We start from the raw sequence: 14,261 nt of genomic DNA, 5'->3' as shown, positions 1-14,261 counted from the left end.
TCCGTCATCGCGAGCAAGCTCGCTCCCACAGGGTTACAACATCGATGAAATGAAGGCTTGACCCGCCACGCAGATGATAAGCATTATCATCTGCTCGAACCGGATCGGGCCTTACCGTGAGTCAATCGCGCTTTCATCATGTCTTTCTCGCCCAGCGCACGCCGCTGCTACGCACTCTCGAGCGCATGGTCAGCAACCCCAGTACCGCCGAAGACCTGCTTCAGGAAACCTACCTGCGCGTCACCCGAGCATTGGCCGAACGTACGGTCGAGCACCTCGAACCCTTTGTTTTCCAGACCGCCCGCAACCTGGCGCTGGACCATCTGCGTGCCCGGCGCATCCAATCCCGAACGCTGTTGGACGACGTACCGCTGGAAGTCGTCCACAACGTCGTCGCCCCCCAGAGCAGTGCCGAGGACGCCGCCCATGCCCAGCAACTGCTCGAACGCCTGGACGTCAGCTTGCAAGCCCTGAGCCCGCGCCAACAGCAGATCTTCATCCTCAGCCGCCTGCATGGCCACAGTTACCAGGAAATCGCCGAACGGCTCGGAGTATCCCTGAGCACCGTGCAAAAGGAACTGAAGCTGATCATGGCGATCTGTGTGGGTGTGGCTGAACGCAACCTATGAACTTCACGCTGCGTACAGGCTTGCCTCCTACTGCCTGCGGCTTGTAGCTTGTGCGGGCCGCTAATAAGAGAACCCACCGTGACGGACTACTCCCCTTCTCCTGAGCCGACGCCGGAAACCGCCCATGCCATGGAGCAGGCGCTGGACTGGCTGATCCTGCTGGACAGCCCCAGCGCGGAACAGACGCGGCAGTTCCAGGCCTGGCTGGCGGCCGATCCACGTCACGGCGAGGCGTTTGCCCGGGCCCAGGCGATCTGGAACGGCCCGCAGGTGCTGGAAAGTGCCCGCCGGCTGGAAACCGCGCCCAAGGTCACCGCGCTGTCGCGCCTGCGTACTCACTGGAAACCCTTGGCCACCGCCGCCGTGCTGTTTCTTGGCCTGTTCAACTTCAGCGACCTGCCCCTGCATTTCCAGGCCGATCACCTGACCGTGGTCGGTGAGCGCCAGCGCCTGCAACTGGAGGACGGTTCCAAGGTCCTGCTCAACACCGACTCGGCTTTCTCCAGCACGTTCAACGAACAACGGCACGTGGCGCACCTGTACAAAGGCGAGGCCTTCTTCGAAGTCCCGGGCAACCGCACCCTGCCGCTGGAAATCGATGCCGGCCCGGTCACCGCCAGCGTCAGCGACACCACCTTCGCCGTGCGTTACCTCGACGGTGTGGCCCAGGTCCAGGTGCAGCGCGGCGATGTGGACCTGCGGGCCACCCGCAACGACACCCATGTGCGCTTGTCCGCCGGGCAAAGCATCCGCATCGGCCCCAACGGCTTCGACCGTCCGGTCCGGCTCGATGCCAGCACCGAGTTGGCCTGGGTCCAGGGTCGGCTGGTGTTCGAGAACCGGCCGCTGAGCCAGGTACTGGCCGAGCTGCGCCGCTACTACCCCGGCTGGATCATCAACAGCAACGAACAGTTGGCCAACGTCGCGGTGACCGGCAATTACCGCCTCGATCAGCCGCTGGACGTGGTCCGTTCCCTGGCCCACATCACCTCGGCGCGCCTACAGGAATTCCCGGCGGTGGTGATCCTGAACTAAATGAGAATTATTTTTACTCGATAGGCTTCGCTGGTTCGTCTCGTTATAGCCAATGCAATTGATTCGCATCTAGCCATGCGAATCTGCACCTATAACAGATGCGACACGGAGCGCTATCGATGTCCTCTCGCCTTACTTGCCGGTTTCTTGCCCCTTCTTGCACGCTGTCACTGCTCACCGCCGCCATCCTGATGGCCGGCACCGCGCCGCTCGCCCTGGCCGCCACCACCGTGCAGCCCCCTGCACGCAATATGGGCGACTACACCTTTGCCATCGCCCGGCAACCCCTGGTCTCGGCCCTGAATGCATTCACCGCAGTCACCGGCTGGCAGGTCGGCCTGCCGGCGGAACTGGCCGAAGGCGTCGCATCGCCAGGGGTGAACGGCTCGCTGCCGCCGGAAAAAGCCCTGGAACGCCTGCTGGCGGGGACCCAACTGAGCTATCGCAAGCTAGGCGACAACAGCATCGTCCTGGAAAAACGCAGCCGCGGCAGCGCACTGGAACTGCAACAGGTGACCATCAGCGCCACTCGCCAGGAACAGGACATCACCAGCGTACCGAGCACGGTCACCGTCCACGACCGCCAGGCGCTGGACCGCAACAACGTCAATACCCTCAAGGACCTGGTGCGCTATGAACCGGGCGTATCGGTGGGTGGTGCGGGCCAGCGCGGCGGCATCAGCGGCTACAACATCCGCGGCATCGACGGCAATCGGATCCTGACCCAGGTCGACGGCGTGGAAATACCCGGCGGGTTCTTCAACGGCCCCTATGCCAAGACCCAACGCAACTACGTCGACCCGGAAATCATCAAGCGCGTGGAAATCCTCCGCGGCCCGGCCTCGGTGCTGTACGGCAGCAATGCCATTGGCGGTGCCGTCAGCTACTTCACCCTCGATCCGGACGACATCATCAAGCCGGGCGAAGACGTCGGCGCGCGCCTGAAGACCGGCTACAGCTCCGCCGACGAGAGCTGGCTCAAGTCCGCCACCGTCGCCGGCCGTAGCGGCCCAGTCGATGGCTTGCTGCACTATAGCCAGCGTGACGGCCACGAAACCGAATCCTACGGCAGCCACAACGGCACCGGCCTGGACCGCACCGCCGCCAACCCTGAAGACGTGCGCACCTACAACGTGCTGGCCAAGCTCGGCTGGAACTATGGCGATGACGCACGCCTTGGCCTGGTCTACGAGAAATACAAGGACGACCGCGACAGCGACCTGAAAAGCGCCTATGGCGGCCCCTACGCCAACGGCCAGCCGGCGATTCCCGACTTCGTACTGCCCGGTGGCATGTACCAGTGGCGCACCGGCAACGACACCATCACCCGCGAGCGTTTCGGCCTGGAACACAGCTTCGCCCTCGACAGCCTGCTGGCCGATCACGTCAAGTGGAGCCTGAATCACCAGGTCGCCAAGACCGACCAGAGCACCGCCGAGTTCTATTTCCCGATCACCCGCCAGGTCCTGCGCACCCGGGAGACCCTCTACGAAGAAAAGCAGTGGGTCTTCGATGCGCAACTGGACAAGGCCTTCAGCGTCGCCGACACCGACCACGCCTTGACCTACGGCACCACCCTCAAGCAACAGAAAGTCACCGGCTCGCGTAGCGGCAATGGCGTGTGCCTGGCGGTCGGCGTCGGTTGCTCGGCGGTGGGCGCCATCAGCACCCGGGACGTGTTGGCAAAAGCCAGTGATTTCCCCGACCCGACCATCAACACCTACAGCCTGTTCGCCCAGGACCAGATCAGCTGGGACAAATGGACCTTCACCCCCGGCCTGCGCTACGACTACACCCGGCTCAAGCCGCACCTGACCGAGGAATTCCTCAGTACCGTGGACCCTACCGGCGGCGGTACAGTCAGCGGCAAGGACAAGACCTGGCATCGCGTCTCGCCCAAGTTCGGCGTGACCTACGCCCTGAGTGATGAGTACACCTGGTACGGCCAGTACGCCGAAGGTTTCCGCACCCCGACCGCCAAGGCTTTGTACGGTCGTTTCGACAACCCCGACGCCGGCTATAGCGTAGAACCCAACCCCGATCTGGAACCGGAAAAAAGCCAGGGCTACGAGACGGGCCTGCGTGGCCGTTTCGATTCCGGTTCGTTCGACGTGGCGGTGTTCTACAACAAGTACCGCGATTTCATCAACGAGGACGCCATCACCCCCGGCGACGACCAGTTGACCTTCCAGAGCAACAACATAAAGCACGCCACCATCAAGGGCGTCGAGGCCAAGGGGCGCCTGGACCTTGACGTGCTGGGCGCGCCAAAAGGCCTTTACACCCAGGGTTCGGTGGCCTACCTCTACGGTCGCAACAACGACACGGGCGAACCGCTCAACAGCATCAACCCGCTCACCGGCGTGTTCGGCCTGGGCTACGACCAGGAGCAGTTCGGCACCTTGCTCAGCTGGACCCTGGTCAAGAAAAAGGACCGCGTCGACGACAGCAACTTCAACTCCCCCGATGGCGTGAGCAGCCAATTCAAGACACCAGGCTTCGGTATCCTCGACCTGACGGGTTACTACAAGGTGACCGGCGACGTGACCGTCAGCGGCGGCCTCTACAACCTCACCGACAAGAAATACTGGCTGTGGGATGACGTGCGCGGCTACGACAGCGTCGGCGAAGCGGCCGTGCTGAGCCCCGCCAACCTCGATCGCCTGACGGCGCCCGGGCGTAACTTCGCGGTGAACCTGATCTGGGATATCTGATTCGGCTGCCCTGGCAAAGGTGTTCTGTTCGAACAGGAACAGGGTGCCCTTGTGGAGAGGGAGCTTGCTCCCGCTCGGTTGCGCAGCGACCGCAAGATCTTGGGGCTGCTGCGCAGCCCAGCGGGAGCAAGCTCCCTCGCCACAACTGGGTCCGGCTTTCCATCGCCCCCATTTCGATATTTTTATTGTGCAACAGCTCGCGATTCGTCTCGTCATCACGCGCCTGTTTTTCGAAGGAATTTTTTCATGACCACACAACGCCCCGCTTCGCGTTCCCAACGCCTGAACCAGATCACCCACGAGCCCCACGGCAAGCTCGACGCGCTGGTCAAGGCCCATGCCCCGTTCGACACCCCGGCCAGCTTTGCCCGTTTCGTCGTCGCCCAGTACCTGTTCCAGTCGGAACTGGTGGCGCTGTACAAGGACGCCGAACTGGCCGCCTTGATCCCCGACCTGCCAGCCCGCTGCCGTGCCGACGCAGCCAAGGCGGATCTCGCCGACCTGGACACCGAAGTCCCCGGGCCGGTGGCCGGTGCGGTGAAAAACCCGACCCAGGCCGAAGCCCTGGGCTGGCTGTTCGTCTCCGAAGGCTCCAAGCTCGGCGCCGCCTTCCTGATCAAGCGTGCCGTGGGCCTGGGGCTGAGCGAAACCTCCGGCGCCCGGCACCTGGCCGAACCCGCCGGCGGACGCGCCGAAGGCTGGAAAACCTTCACCCGCACCCTTGATGGCCTGGACTTCACCGAACAACAGGAAGCCGAGGCGGACAAAGGCGCACTGGATGCCTTTAACCGCTTCACGGTGCTGCTGGAAAAGGCTTACGCGACCGAATTGGCCTGATTCACACCACTCCCACAGGAGATTCACGGTGAATGCATAAAACCCGTGTGGGAGCGAGCTTGCTCGCGATGGCGTCAGATCAGTCGACCTACATGCGCCTGACACACCGCTATCGCGAGCAAGCTCGCTCCCACAAGGTAAAGTGCATGTTGGATATCAATAGATGAGCCGCACGCCCTCGAAACTCACCCAACTGCTCTTCGCCCTGCTCGCCTACACCAGCCTGGCCATCGGCCTGGTCGCCATCGTCGTGCCTGGCCTGCCGACCACCGAGTTCATTCTCTTGGCCGCCTGGGCCGCGACCCGCAGTTCGCCGCGCCTGAGCGCCTGGCTAGAGAACCATCGGCTGTTCGGGCCGATGCTGCACAACTGGCGCAACGGCAAGGTTATCCCGCGCCGGGCCAAGGTCGGTGCCAGCGCCAGCATGCTGCTGTGTGCCGGGCTGATGCTGGTGATGCTCGACCATGGCTGGCCGGTCTACCTGGCGCTCGCGGGCATGGGCCTGGGCAACCTGTGGATCTGGTCGCGACCGGAACAGGCACAGGGCGCTTGTGGCGAGGGAGCTTGCTCCCGCTGGGCCGCTAAGCGGCCCCCAACGGATTTTTGATCTATGCTCGCCCTCTGGTTCAGGAGGGGCTTTCGATGTCAGACCTACTCACGCCCATGCAAGCCGCGCTCGGCTTGCCCACGACCCCAATCACCTTCAGCGGCGAAGGCGCCCTGCCCTCGGCATTCGCCGTCACGGAGCTGGCCAGCGCCAGCATCGCCGTGGCCGGCCAGGCGACCGCCGCGCTCATCCACCATCACACCGGCCGCCAGCCCCCCGTCGAGGTCGACCGCCGCCTGGCATCGTTCTGGTTCGCCACTTCCCTGCGCCCCATCGGCTGGAGTGTGCCGCCGATGTGGGACCCGGTGGCCGGCGACTATGCCTGCGCCGACGGCTGGATTCGCCTGCACACCAACGCGCCGCATCATCGCCTGGCGGCGGAAAAAGTCCTCGGCACCTGCACCGACCGCACCGACATGGCGGCCAGGGTCGCCCGCTGGAGCAAGGCCGAGCTGGAGCAAGCCGTGGTCGACGCCGGCGGTTGCGCTGCCCAGATGCGTTCGTGGCAGGCCTGGCAAACTCACCCTCAAGGCATGGCGGTGAATGCCGAGCCGCTGGTGCATCTGAGTGAAACCACTGCAGAACAGCACAAACCCTGGCCTGGCGCCGTGACCCAGCCACTGGCGGGCCTCAAGGTCCTGGACCTGACCCGCGTACTGGCCGGCCCCGTCGCCAGCCGCTTCCTCGCCGGCCTCGGGGCCGACGTGCTGCGCATCGACCCGCCAACCTGGAACGAACCCGGCGTGGTCCCGGAAGTCACCCTGGGCAAACGCTGCGCCCGCCTCGACCTGCATCGAGCCGATGATCGCGCGGCGTTCGAGGCATTGCTCAAGGACACCGACCTCCTCCTGCACGGCTACCGTGCCGACGCTCTGGAACGCCTGGGCTACGGCGCCGAACAGCGCAGGAAACTGGCTCCGGGCCTGATCGACGTCAGCCTCAACGCCTACGGCTGGAGCGGCCCCTGGCAGAACCGGCGCGGCTTCGACAGCCTGGTGCAGATGAGCAGTGGCATTGCCGAAGCCGGCATGGCTTGGAAACACACCGACAAACCGACACCGCTGCCGGTCCAGGCCCTGGACCATGGGACGGGTTACCTGATGGCAGCCAGCGCGATTGTGCTGGTCTCCCGCCGCTTGGCCACCGGCCATGGCGGCTCGGCACGCTTGTCGCTGGCGCGTACGGCGAAGCTGTTGATCGAGGGCGGCGCTGGCGCTCAGGTTGCGTTGCGCCCTGAAGACGAGGCTGACCAGGGGCTGCTGGTGGAGCAGACGCCTTGGGGGCCGGCGCATCGTTTGCAGGTGCCGCTGAAGATCACCGGCACACCGTTGCAGTGGGCCTTGCCGGCCGCCGAGCTCGGGGCTCATCGCGCGCAGTGGTGACCGTCCGATCGCCATCGCGAGCAAGCTCGCTCCCACAGGGGATTTGGTTGACACGAAAACTGTGGGAGCGAGCTTGCTCGCGATGGCGATATATCAGATACGTCAATGATGGCTGACACAGCGCCCTCGTCGGATCGCCGCCCGGAGCAGGCTCGCTCCCACAGGTTTTGCATCCATCCCCTCGCACCGGCACTGACCCAGATCAGCTGCCGCGTCTTCCAACCGACTTAGGCTGTTGACTCTCTTCTCCTGCATTGGAGTCTCGCAAATGTCCGATACCCCCGGAAAACTTCGATTGGGCGCGTTGGTTGCATTGGTCGTCGGTTCAATGATCGGCGGGGGAATCTTTTCCCTGCCACAAAACATGGCAGCCAGTGCCGATGTCGGCGCGGTGCTGATCGGTTGGGCCATCACCGCCGTCGGCATGCTGACCCTGGCCTTCGTGTTCCAGACCCTGGCCAACCGCAAGCCCGACCTGGACGGCGGCGTGTATGCCTACGCCAAGGCCGGGTTCGGCGACTACATGGGTTTTTCGTCGGCCTGGGGCTACTGGATCAGTGCCTGGCTGGGCAACGTCGGTTACTTCGTGCTGCTGTTCAGCACCTTGGGCTACTTCTTCCCGATCTTTGGTGAGGGCAATACCGTCGCGGCGGTAATCGGCGCCTCCGTGCTGCTGTGGGCAGTGCATTTCCTGGTGCTGCGCGGCATCAAGGAAGCCGCGTTCATCAACCTGGTCACCACCGTCGCCAAGATCGTGCCGCTGGTGCTGTTCGTGCTGATCGCCCTGTTCGCTTTCAAGCTCGAGATCTTCACCCGGGACATCTGGGGCACGATGAACCCGGACCTGGGCAGCGTGATGAACCAGGTGCGCAAGATGATGCTGGTCACCGTGTGGGTGTTCATCGGCATCGAGGGCGCGAGCATTTTTTCCGCCCGGGCCGAGAAACGCAGCGACGTCGGCAAGGCCACCGTCATCGGTTTCATCACCGTGCTGCTGTTCCTGGTGCTGGTGAACGTGCTGTCCCTGGGCATCATGACCCAGCCTGAACTGGCGAAGTTGCAGAACCCGTCCATGGCCGCCGTGCTGGAACATGTCGTCGGGCATTGGGGTGCGATGCTGATCAGCGTCGGCCTGATCATCTCGCTGCTCGGCGCCCTGCTGTCCTGGGTATTGCTGTGCGCCGAGATCATGTTTGCCGCCGCCAAAGACCACACCATGCCCGAGTTCCTGCGCCGGGAGAACGCCAACCACGTACCGGCAAACGCCCTGTGGCTGACCAATGCGATGGTCCAGCTGTTTCTGGTCATCACCCTGTTCTCGGCCAGCACTTACCTGTCACTGATCTACCTCGCCACCTCGATGATCCTCGTGCCGTACCTCTGGTCGGCGGCCTACGCGCTGCTGCTGGCGGTGCGCGGCGAGACCTATGAAGGCTTCGCGGCCGAGCGGCGCAAGGACCTGGTCATCGGGGCCATCGCCCTGATCTATGCGGTGTGGCTGCTGTATGCCGGCGGCATCAAGTACCTGCTGCTCTCCGCCCTGCTCTACGCCCCCGGCGCGATCCTGTTCGCCAAGGCCAAGCGCGAGTTGGGCAAACCGATTTTCACCTCTGTCGAGAAGCTGATTTTCGCCGCGGTGGTCGCAGGCGCCCTCGTGGCCGCCTACGGGCTCTACGACGGCTTCCTTACCTTGTAGTTGACTGATTGTTTTAACGGGAGGATGTGTAATGACCACGGAAAAAGTGAAGTACGGCGTTCATTCCGAAGCCGGCAAACTGCGTAAAGTCATGGTCTGTTCCCCGGGCCTGGCCCACCAGCGGCTGACCCCGAACAACTGCGACGAGCTGCTGTTCGACGATGTGATCTGGGTCAACCAGGCCAAGCGCGACCATTTCGATTTCGTCACCAAGCTGCGCGAGCGTGATATCGACGTGCTGGAAATGCACAACCTGCTGACCGACATCGTCGCCATCCCCGAAGCCCTGGACTGGATCCTCCAGCGCAAGATCAGCGCCAACTCGGTGGGCCTGGGCTTGGTGAATGAAGTCGGTTCGTGGCTGCGCAGCCTGGAACCGCGCCACATCGCCGAGTTCCTCATCGGCGGCGTCTCGGCCGATGACCTGCCGGACAGCTTCGGTGGCAAGACTATCCAGATGTTCCGCGACTTTCTCGGGCACTCCAGCTTTATCCTGCCGCCGCTGCCCAATACCCAGTTCACCCGCGACACCACGTGCTGGATCTACGGCGGCGTAACCTTGAACCCGATGTACTGGCCGGCGCGCCGACAGGAAACCCTGCTGGCCAGCGCCATCTATAAATTCCATCCGGAGTTCACCCACGCGGACTTCCAAGTCTGGTACGGCGACCCGGACCAGGACCACGGCAACGCCACCCTTGAAGGCGGCGACGTCATGCCCATCGGCAACGGCGTGGTGTTGATCGGCATGGGCGAACGCTCGTCCCGCCAGGCCATCGGCCAGTTGGCACTGAACCTGTTCAAGCACAAGGCGGTGGAACGGGTGATTGTCGCCGGCTTGCCGAAATCCCGGGCCGCGATGCACCTGGACACCGTGTTCAGTTTCTGCGACCGCGACCTGGTCACGGTATTCCCCGAAGTGGTGAGCCAGATCGTCGCCTTCTCCCTGCGCCCTGACGAGAGCAAGCCCGGTGGCATCGACGTGCGCCGCGAGGACGGCAGCTTCCTCGACACCGTGGCCGCCGCCCTCAAGCTACCCGCGTTGCGAGTCGTGGAAACCGGCGGCAACAGCTTCGCCGCCGAACGCGAGCAATGGGACGACGGCAACAACGTCGTGGCGGTGGAACCGGGCGTGGTGATCGGCTACGACCGCAATACCTACACCAATACCCTGCTGCGCAAGGCCGGCGTGGAAGTCATCACCATCAGCGCCAGCGAACTGGGCCGGGGCCGGGGCGGTGGCCATTGCATGACCTGCCCGATCATCCGCGACCCGATCGATTACTGACTTCGAGCCGAGGCCGTTCCTTATCCAGAATCGGCCCCGGGGATAACCTACACCTGAGGAGATCCACACCATGGCGTTCAACATGCGCAACCGCAGCCTGCTGAGCCTGATGCACCACACCAACCGCGAGCTGCACTTCCTGCTGGACCTGTCCCGCGACCTCAAGCGTGCCAAGTACACCGGCACCGAACAGCCGCACCTCAAGGGCAAGAACATCGCGCTGATCTTCGAGAAAACCTCGACCCGCACCCGCTGCGCCTTCGAAGTCGCCGCCCACGACCAGGGCGCCCACGTCACCTACATCGACCCGGTGTCGTCGCAGATCGGCCACAAGGAAAGCATGAAAGACACCGCCCGGGTCCTGGGGCGGATGTTCGACGCCATCGAATACCGTGGCTTCGAGCAGGAGATCGTCGAGGAGTTGGCCACGTTCGCCGGGGTGCCGGTGTTCAACGGCCTGACCGCCGAATTCCACCCGACCCAAATGATCGCCGACACCCTGACCATGCGCGAACACAGCGACAAGCCGCTGCATGACATCAGCTACGCCTACCTGGGCGATGCCCGCTATAACATGGGCAATTCGTTGCTGATGATCGGCGCCAAGCTGGGCATGGACGTGCGCATCGGCGCGCCAAAAGCCCTGTGGCCGCACCAGGATTTCATCGACCAGTGCCAGGCCTTCGCCGCCGAAAGTGGCGCCCGCCTGACCATCACCGAAGACCCGAGGGAAGCCGTCAAGAGCGTGGACTTCATCCACACCGACATTTGGGTGTCCATGGGCGAGCCGGTTGAAGCCTGGGATGAGCGCATCGAGCAATTGCTGCCCTACCAGGTCAACGCGCAGATGATGAAGGCCTCGGGCAACCCACGGGTGAAATTCATGCACTGCCTGCCGGCGTTCCATAACAGTGAAACCAAGGTCGGCAAGGACATCGCCGCACGCTACCCGAACCTGGCCAACGGCGTGGAAGTGACCGAGGAGGTGTTCGAATCCCCGGCCAACATCGCCTTCGAGCAGGCGGAAAATCGCATGCACACCATCAAGGCGATCCTGGTGGCGGCGTTGGCGGATATCTAGAACCCACTGTGGGAGCGAGCTTGCTCGCGATGGCGAAGTGTCAGCTTGCATTGATGTTGGATGTGCCGCTGTCATCGCGAGCAAGCTCGCTCCCACAAGGGAATCAGGTTGTTCGATCCATTATTGAAAGGACAGCACCATGCGCATCGTCGTTGCCCTGGGCGGTAACGCCCTCCTGCGTCGGGGTGAACCCATGACCGCAGCCAATCAACGCAGCAACATCCGCACCGCGACCGAACAGATCGCCAAGATCCACCCCGGCAACCAACTGGTCATCGCCCACGGCAACGGCCCGCAAGTCGGCCTGCTGTCGCTGCAGGCGGCGGCCTACACCTCGGTCACGCCGTACCCGCTGGACGTGCTCGGCGCCGAAACCGAGGGCATGATCGGCTACATCATCGAACAGGAACTGGGCAATCTGCTGGATTTCGAAGTCCCCTTCGCCACGCTCCTGACCCAGGTTGAAGTGGACGCCAACGACCCCGCCTTCCAAACCCCCACCAAGCCCATCGGCCCGGTCTACAGCCGGGAAGAAGCACAGGCACTGGCCGCTGAAAAAGGCTGGGCCATCGCCCCGGACGGCGACAAGTTCCGTCGCGTGGTCGCCAGCCCCAGGCCCAAGCGCATCTTTGAAATCCGCCCGATCAAATGGTTGCTGGAAAAAGGCAGTATCGTGATCTGCGCCGGCGGTGGCGGCATCCCGACGATGTACGACGCCGACGGCAAGCTGCAAGGCGTGGAAGCGGTGATCGACAAGGACCTGTGCTCGGCGCTGCTGGCCGAACAGCTGGAAAGCGATCTGCTGGTGATCGCCACCGACGTCAACGCCGCGTTCATCGACTTTGGCAAGCCGACCCAGAAAGCCATCGCCCAGGCCCATCCCGACGAACTGGAACGGCTCGGCTTCGCCGCCGGTTCCATGGGGCCGAAGGTGCAGGCGGCCTGTGAATTCGCGCGCAACACCGGCAAGGTCGCGGTGATCGGGTCGCTGTCGGACATCGATGCTATCGTCCAGGGCACCGCCGGCACGCGCATCAGCACGGCGACGCCGGGCATTGTTTATCGCTAACGGGAAAACTTATGCGGCAGGCACGGTGTCTGCCGTTCTCCATGCCTTCGAAGGAGAGTCGTTTATGGCCACGTTCAAACCCGGTCACCTGCACATGGAACGCCATGCGCTGAACAAGGATGATTTCAGCTACAACCTGTGCATCGACTACAAGCTCGATCGGAATGACAAGGGCGAGACGGGCATGTCGTTCCAACTGCACGGCACGGTGGAAGAAAAAAGCGTGGACGAGACCTTTTTCCTGGCCAAGGACCAGGCCTTCGACTTCGCCCGCCATGCCACGCGCATCGCCCAGAAATACGGCCTGCCCAAGGCTGCCAGCATCGGTTCGATGCACAAGTACTACGACGAAATGTTCGAAGACGTGCGCCACCAACTGGACGTCAAGCCGGGCGACCCGATGAAGCCGGAGCACCTGGAATAACTGGCTGGGAAACGCTGCCATTCCTGACATGGAATGAACCTGTGGCGAGGGAGCTTGCTCCCGCTCGGTTGCGCAGCGACCGCAAGAGCTTGGGGCCGCTGCGCGGCCCAGCGGGAGCAAGCTCCCTCGCCACAATGAAGCAGGGCTTCAGCCTTGAGGCCTGGGCCCCAACAGGGGAATATCAGTGTTCTGAATATCGGCTTACACACAAGACCTGCCTGGCTGGCAACTCGCTATAGCTGACCTATGCTGAATACAGTACCCCCGGGTATTCGTTCAGAGGTCACCGCCATGAACATCAAAACAAGAAGACGCCTCGCCATTTTCGTCACTTGCGCCGCTACGCTTGCGCTGTATGGCACGGCGGCCTACCGGGTCGAGCAGGCCAGGCAACTGCCCCGTGAATATGCCAGCTGCAATTTCGAACGCTGCATCCCCCATAGCGCAACCCTGAACGCCCTGCGCTGAGGCGTGGTCAGTCGTCCTGTGGATCGGTCTTGAGCCGGTCCCGGAACGCCTTGGGCGAGATACCGACGCGTCGGCGGAACAGCCGGGTGAAGTTGGTCGGGTCGGAAAACCCGAGCAGTTCGGAAATTTCGTAGATGGTCATGCCGGTGTAGGTCAGCAGGCGCTTGGCTTCCAGCAACTGGCGCTCATGCATGATCTGCAACGCCGGTTGCCCCGCCAGTTCGCGACAGGTGCCGTTGAGGTGCGACACGGAAATGCCCAGGCGATGGGCCAGGTCTTCGACCTTGACGTGCTCGCGATAGGTTTCTTCCACCAACTGAATGAAACCGTTGAGGTACTCCCGGGCCCGTTGCGGGCGCTGGGCCTGGGTGTGGCGCTGCATCACCTGGCGGCTGACCCAGACCATGATCACGCTGACCAGCGCATGCATCAGCATTTCCCGGGCCGGTTGATGCCCCATGTACTCATTCTGCAAGGCGCTGAACAGGCTGTTGAGGTACTCGGCATTCTCCAGGGCCGGGTAGCTTTCGGCCTGGGCCAGCACATTGACCGAATGCCCCAGCTGCGCTTGCAGGTGCGTGACCAGCGGCGCCGCCAGCGTCACCACGTAACCTTCCACATCCTCGGAAAAACGAAAGCCATGGACCGACAGCGGCGGCAGGATCTGCACGGCCGGCTCGGTGAGTTGCGTGCGCCGGCCTTCGATTTCCAGTTCCGCCTGGCCCTTGAAGACAAACAACAACTGGCACAGGTCGGCGTGCCGATGGGGTTTGATTTCCCATTGATGCTCGCGGCTGCGCTTGGAGATGGTCTCGCAATGCAGCAGATCCGGCGTCGGCCATTCCTGGCTTTCACCGTAGAGCTTGAACACCGGGATCGAAGGCAGGTCAGGTTTTTTCATAACGTGGATCCGGGCCGGGGGTTGCGGGCGATAATCGCACCAATTGGCGAAAAGAACAGGTATCGGCTCAGTTTTCCCCTTCAACTGACAGGTCCGCAAGCGAAAAATGCAGGCACTCGGTCCATAACAA

The 14,261-nt window shown here is 63.1% G+C and carries 13 protein-coding genes; 12 read left to right on the top strand and 1 reads right to left on the bottom strand.

Annotated elements, in window-relative coordinates; translation table 11 throughout:
- The first annotated feature begins 116 nt into the window (after positions 1–116).
- The 12 genes from J3P85_RS06080 to J3P85_RS06025 all read left to right on the top strand — a co-directional run bounded on the left by J3P85_RS06080 (position 117) and on the right by J3P85_RS06025 (position 13,230).
- The gene (locus tag J3P85_RS06080) at positions 117–629 is read left to right on the top strand and encodes an RNA polymerase sigma factor (RefSeq protein ID WP_053119086.1); all 513 of its coding nucleotides are present in this window, start codon (positions 117–119) and stop codon (positions 627–629) included.
- Positions 630–758: 129 nt separating this feature from the next.
- Positions 759–1,664 (top strand): FecR family protein, encoded by a 906-nt coding sequence (locus tag J3P85_RS06075; protein ID WP_434706329.1) that lies wholly within the window; start codon positions 759–761, stop codon positions 1,662–1,664.
- A 119-nt stretch (positions 1,665–1,783) separates the two neighbouring features.
- The gene (locus J3P85_RS06070) at positions 1,784–4,378 is read left to right on the top strand and encodes a TonB-dependent receptor (protein WP_434705214.1); all 2,595 of its coding nucleotides are present in this window, start codon (positions 1,784–1,786) and stop codon (positions 4,376–4,378) included.
- Between the two features lie 246 nt (positions 4,379–4,624).
- Positions 4,625–5,215: a biliverdin-producing heme oxygenase gene (locus J3P85_RS06065; RefSeq protein ID WP_434705213.1), complete on the top strand. Its 591-nt coding sequence runs from the start codon at positions 4,625–4,627 to the stop codon at positions 5,213–5,215.
- A 163-nt stretch (positions 5,216–5,378) separates the two neighbouring features.
- Entirely contained in the window at positions 5,379–5,822 is a 444-nt protein-coding gene (locus J3P85_RS06060) for a YbaN family protein (protein WP_434705212.1), read from the top strand.
- 35 nt (positions 5,823–5,857) lie between these two features.
- A complete protein-coding gene (locus tag J3P85_RS06055) occupies positions 5,858–7,204 on the top strand; it encodes a CoA transferase (protein WP_434705210.1) in 1,347 nt (448 codons plus the stop codon).
- Positions 7,205–7,472: 268 nt separating this feature from the next.
- Positions 7,473–8,900: an arginine-ornithine antiporter gene (arcD, locus tag J3P85_RS06050; protein ID WP_434705209.1), complete on the top strand. Its 1,428-nt coding sequence runs from the start codon at positions 7,473–7,475 to the stop codon at positions 8,898–8,900.
- Positions 8,901–8,931: 31 nt separating this feature from the next.
- On the top strand, positions 8,932–10,188 hold the full coding sequence (gene arcA, locus J3P85_RS06045; protein WP_434705208.1) for an arginine deiminase: 1,257 nt from the start codon (positions 8,932–8,934) through the stop codon (positions 10,186–10,188).
- 70 nt (positions 10,189–10,258) lie between these two features.
- Positions 10,259–11,269 (top strand): ornithine carbamoyltransferase, encoded by a 1,011-nt coding sequence (locus tag J3P85_RS06040; protein WP_434705207.1) that lies wholly within the window; start codon positions 10,259–10,261, stop codon positions 11,267–11,269.
- A 139-nt stretch (positions 11,270–11,408) separates the two neighbouring features.
- Positions 11,409–12,338: a carbamate kinase gene (gene arcC / locus J3P85_RS06035; RefSeq protein ID WP_434571963.1), complete on the top strand. Its 930-nt coding sequence runs from the start codon at positions 11,409–11,411 to the stop codon at positions 12,336–12,338.
- 64 nt (positions 12,339–12,402) lie between these two features.
- Positions 12,403–12,762: a DUF5064 family protein gene (locus J3P85_RS06030; protein WP_434705206.1), complete on the top strand. Its 360-nt coding sequence runs from the start codon at positions 12,403–12,405 to the stop codon at positions 12,760–12,762.
- A gap of 291 nt (positions 12,763–13,053) precedes the next feature.
- Positions 13,054–13,230 carry a hypothetical protein gene (locus J3P85_RS06025; RefSeq protein WP_162843733.1) on the top strand — a complete coding sequence of 59 codons (177 nt, stop codon included), beginning with the start codon at positions 13,054–13,056 and terminating at the stop codon, positions 13,228–13,230.
- 7 nt (positions 13,231–13,237) lie between these two features.
- On the opposite strand, the gene J3P85_RS06020 is transcribed toward J3P85_RS06025, so the two are convergent.
- Positions 13,238–14,131, bottom strand: a complete 894-nt coding sequence (locus J3P85_RS06020) for a helix-turn-helix domain-containing protein (RefSeq protein WP_434705205.1) — start codon at positions 14,129–14,131, stop codon at positions 13,238–13,240.
- Positions 14,132–14,261 lie beyond the last annotated feature (130 nt).

The sequence above is a fragment of the Pseudomonas sp. Z1-12 genome (assembly GCF_051132015.1).
In the GTDB taxonomy this organism is placed as follows: Bacteria; Pseudomonadota; Gammaproteobacteria; order Pseudomonadales; family Pseudomonadaceae; genus Aquipseudomonas; species Aquipseudomonas zanjanensis.
Note: the sequence above shows the minus strand (reverse complement) of the source record. Positions and strands in the feature narration are given on the sequence as shown.

Bases quoted from the DNA above. Each gene is read 5' to 3' on its own strand.
- J3P85_RS06025 (WP_162843733.1), top strand. From the start codon at position 13,054: ATGAACATCAAAACAAGAAGACGCCTCGCCATTTTCGTCACTTGCGCC.
- J3P85_RS06075 (WP_434706329.1), top strand. From the start codon at position 759: ATGGAGCAGGCGCTGGACTGGCTGATCCTGCTGGACAGCCCCAGCGCG.
- J3P85_RS06020 (WP_434705205.1), bottom strand. From the start codon at position 14,131: ATGAAAAAACCTGACCTGCCTTCGATCCCGGTGTTCAAGCTCTACGGT.
- J3P85_RS06070 (WP_434705214.1), top strand. From the start codon at position 1,784: ATGTCCTCTCGCCTTACTTGCCGGTTTCTTGCCCCTTCTTGCACGCTG.
- J3P85_RS06055 (WP_434705210.1), top strand. From the start codon at position 5,858: ATGTCAGACCTACTCACGCCCATGCAAGCCGCGCTCGGCTTGCCCACG.
- J3P85_RS06060 (WP_434705212.1), top strand. From the start codon at position 5,379: ATGAGCCGCACGCCCTCGAAACTCACCCAACTGCTCTTCGCCCTGCTC.
- arcA (WP_434705208.1), top strand. From the start codon at position 8,932: ATGACCACGGAAAAAGTGAAGTACGGCGTTCATTCCGAAGCCGGCAAA.
- J3P85_RS06030 (WP_434705206.1), top strand. From the start codon at position 12,403: ATGGCCACGTTCAAACCCGGTCACCTGCACATGGAACGCCATGCGCTG.
- arcC (WP_434571963.1), top strand. From the start codon at position 11,409: ATGCGCATCGTCGTTGCCCTGGGCGGTAACGCCCTCCTGCGTCGGGGT.
- arcD (WP_434705209.1), top strand. From the start codon at position 7,473: ATGTCCGATACCCCCGGAAAACTTCGATTGGGCGCGTTGGTTGCATTG.
- J3P85_RS06065 (WP_434705213.1), top strand. From the start codon at position 4,625: ATGACCACACAACGCCCCGCTTCGCGTTCCCAACGCCTGAACCAGATC.
- J3P85_RS06040 (WP_434705207.1), top strand. From the start codon at position 10,259: ATGGCGTTCAACATGCGCAACCGCAGCCTGCTGAGCCTGATGCACCAC.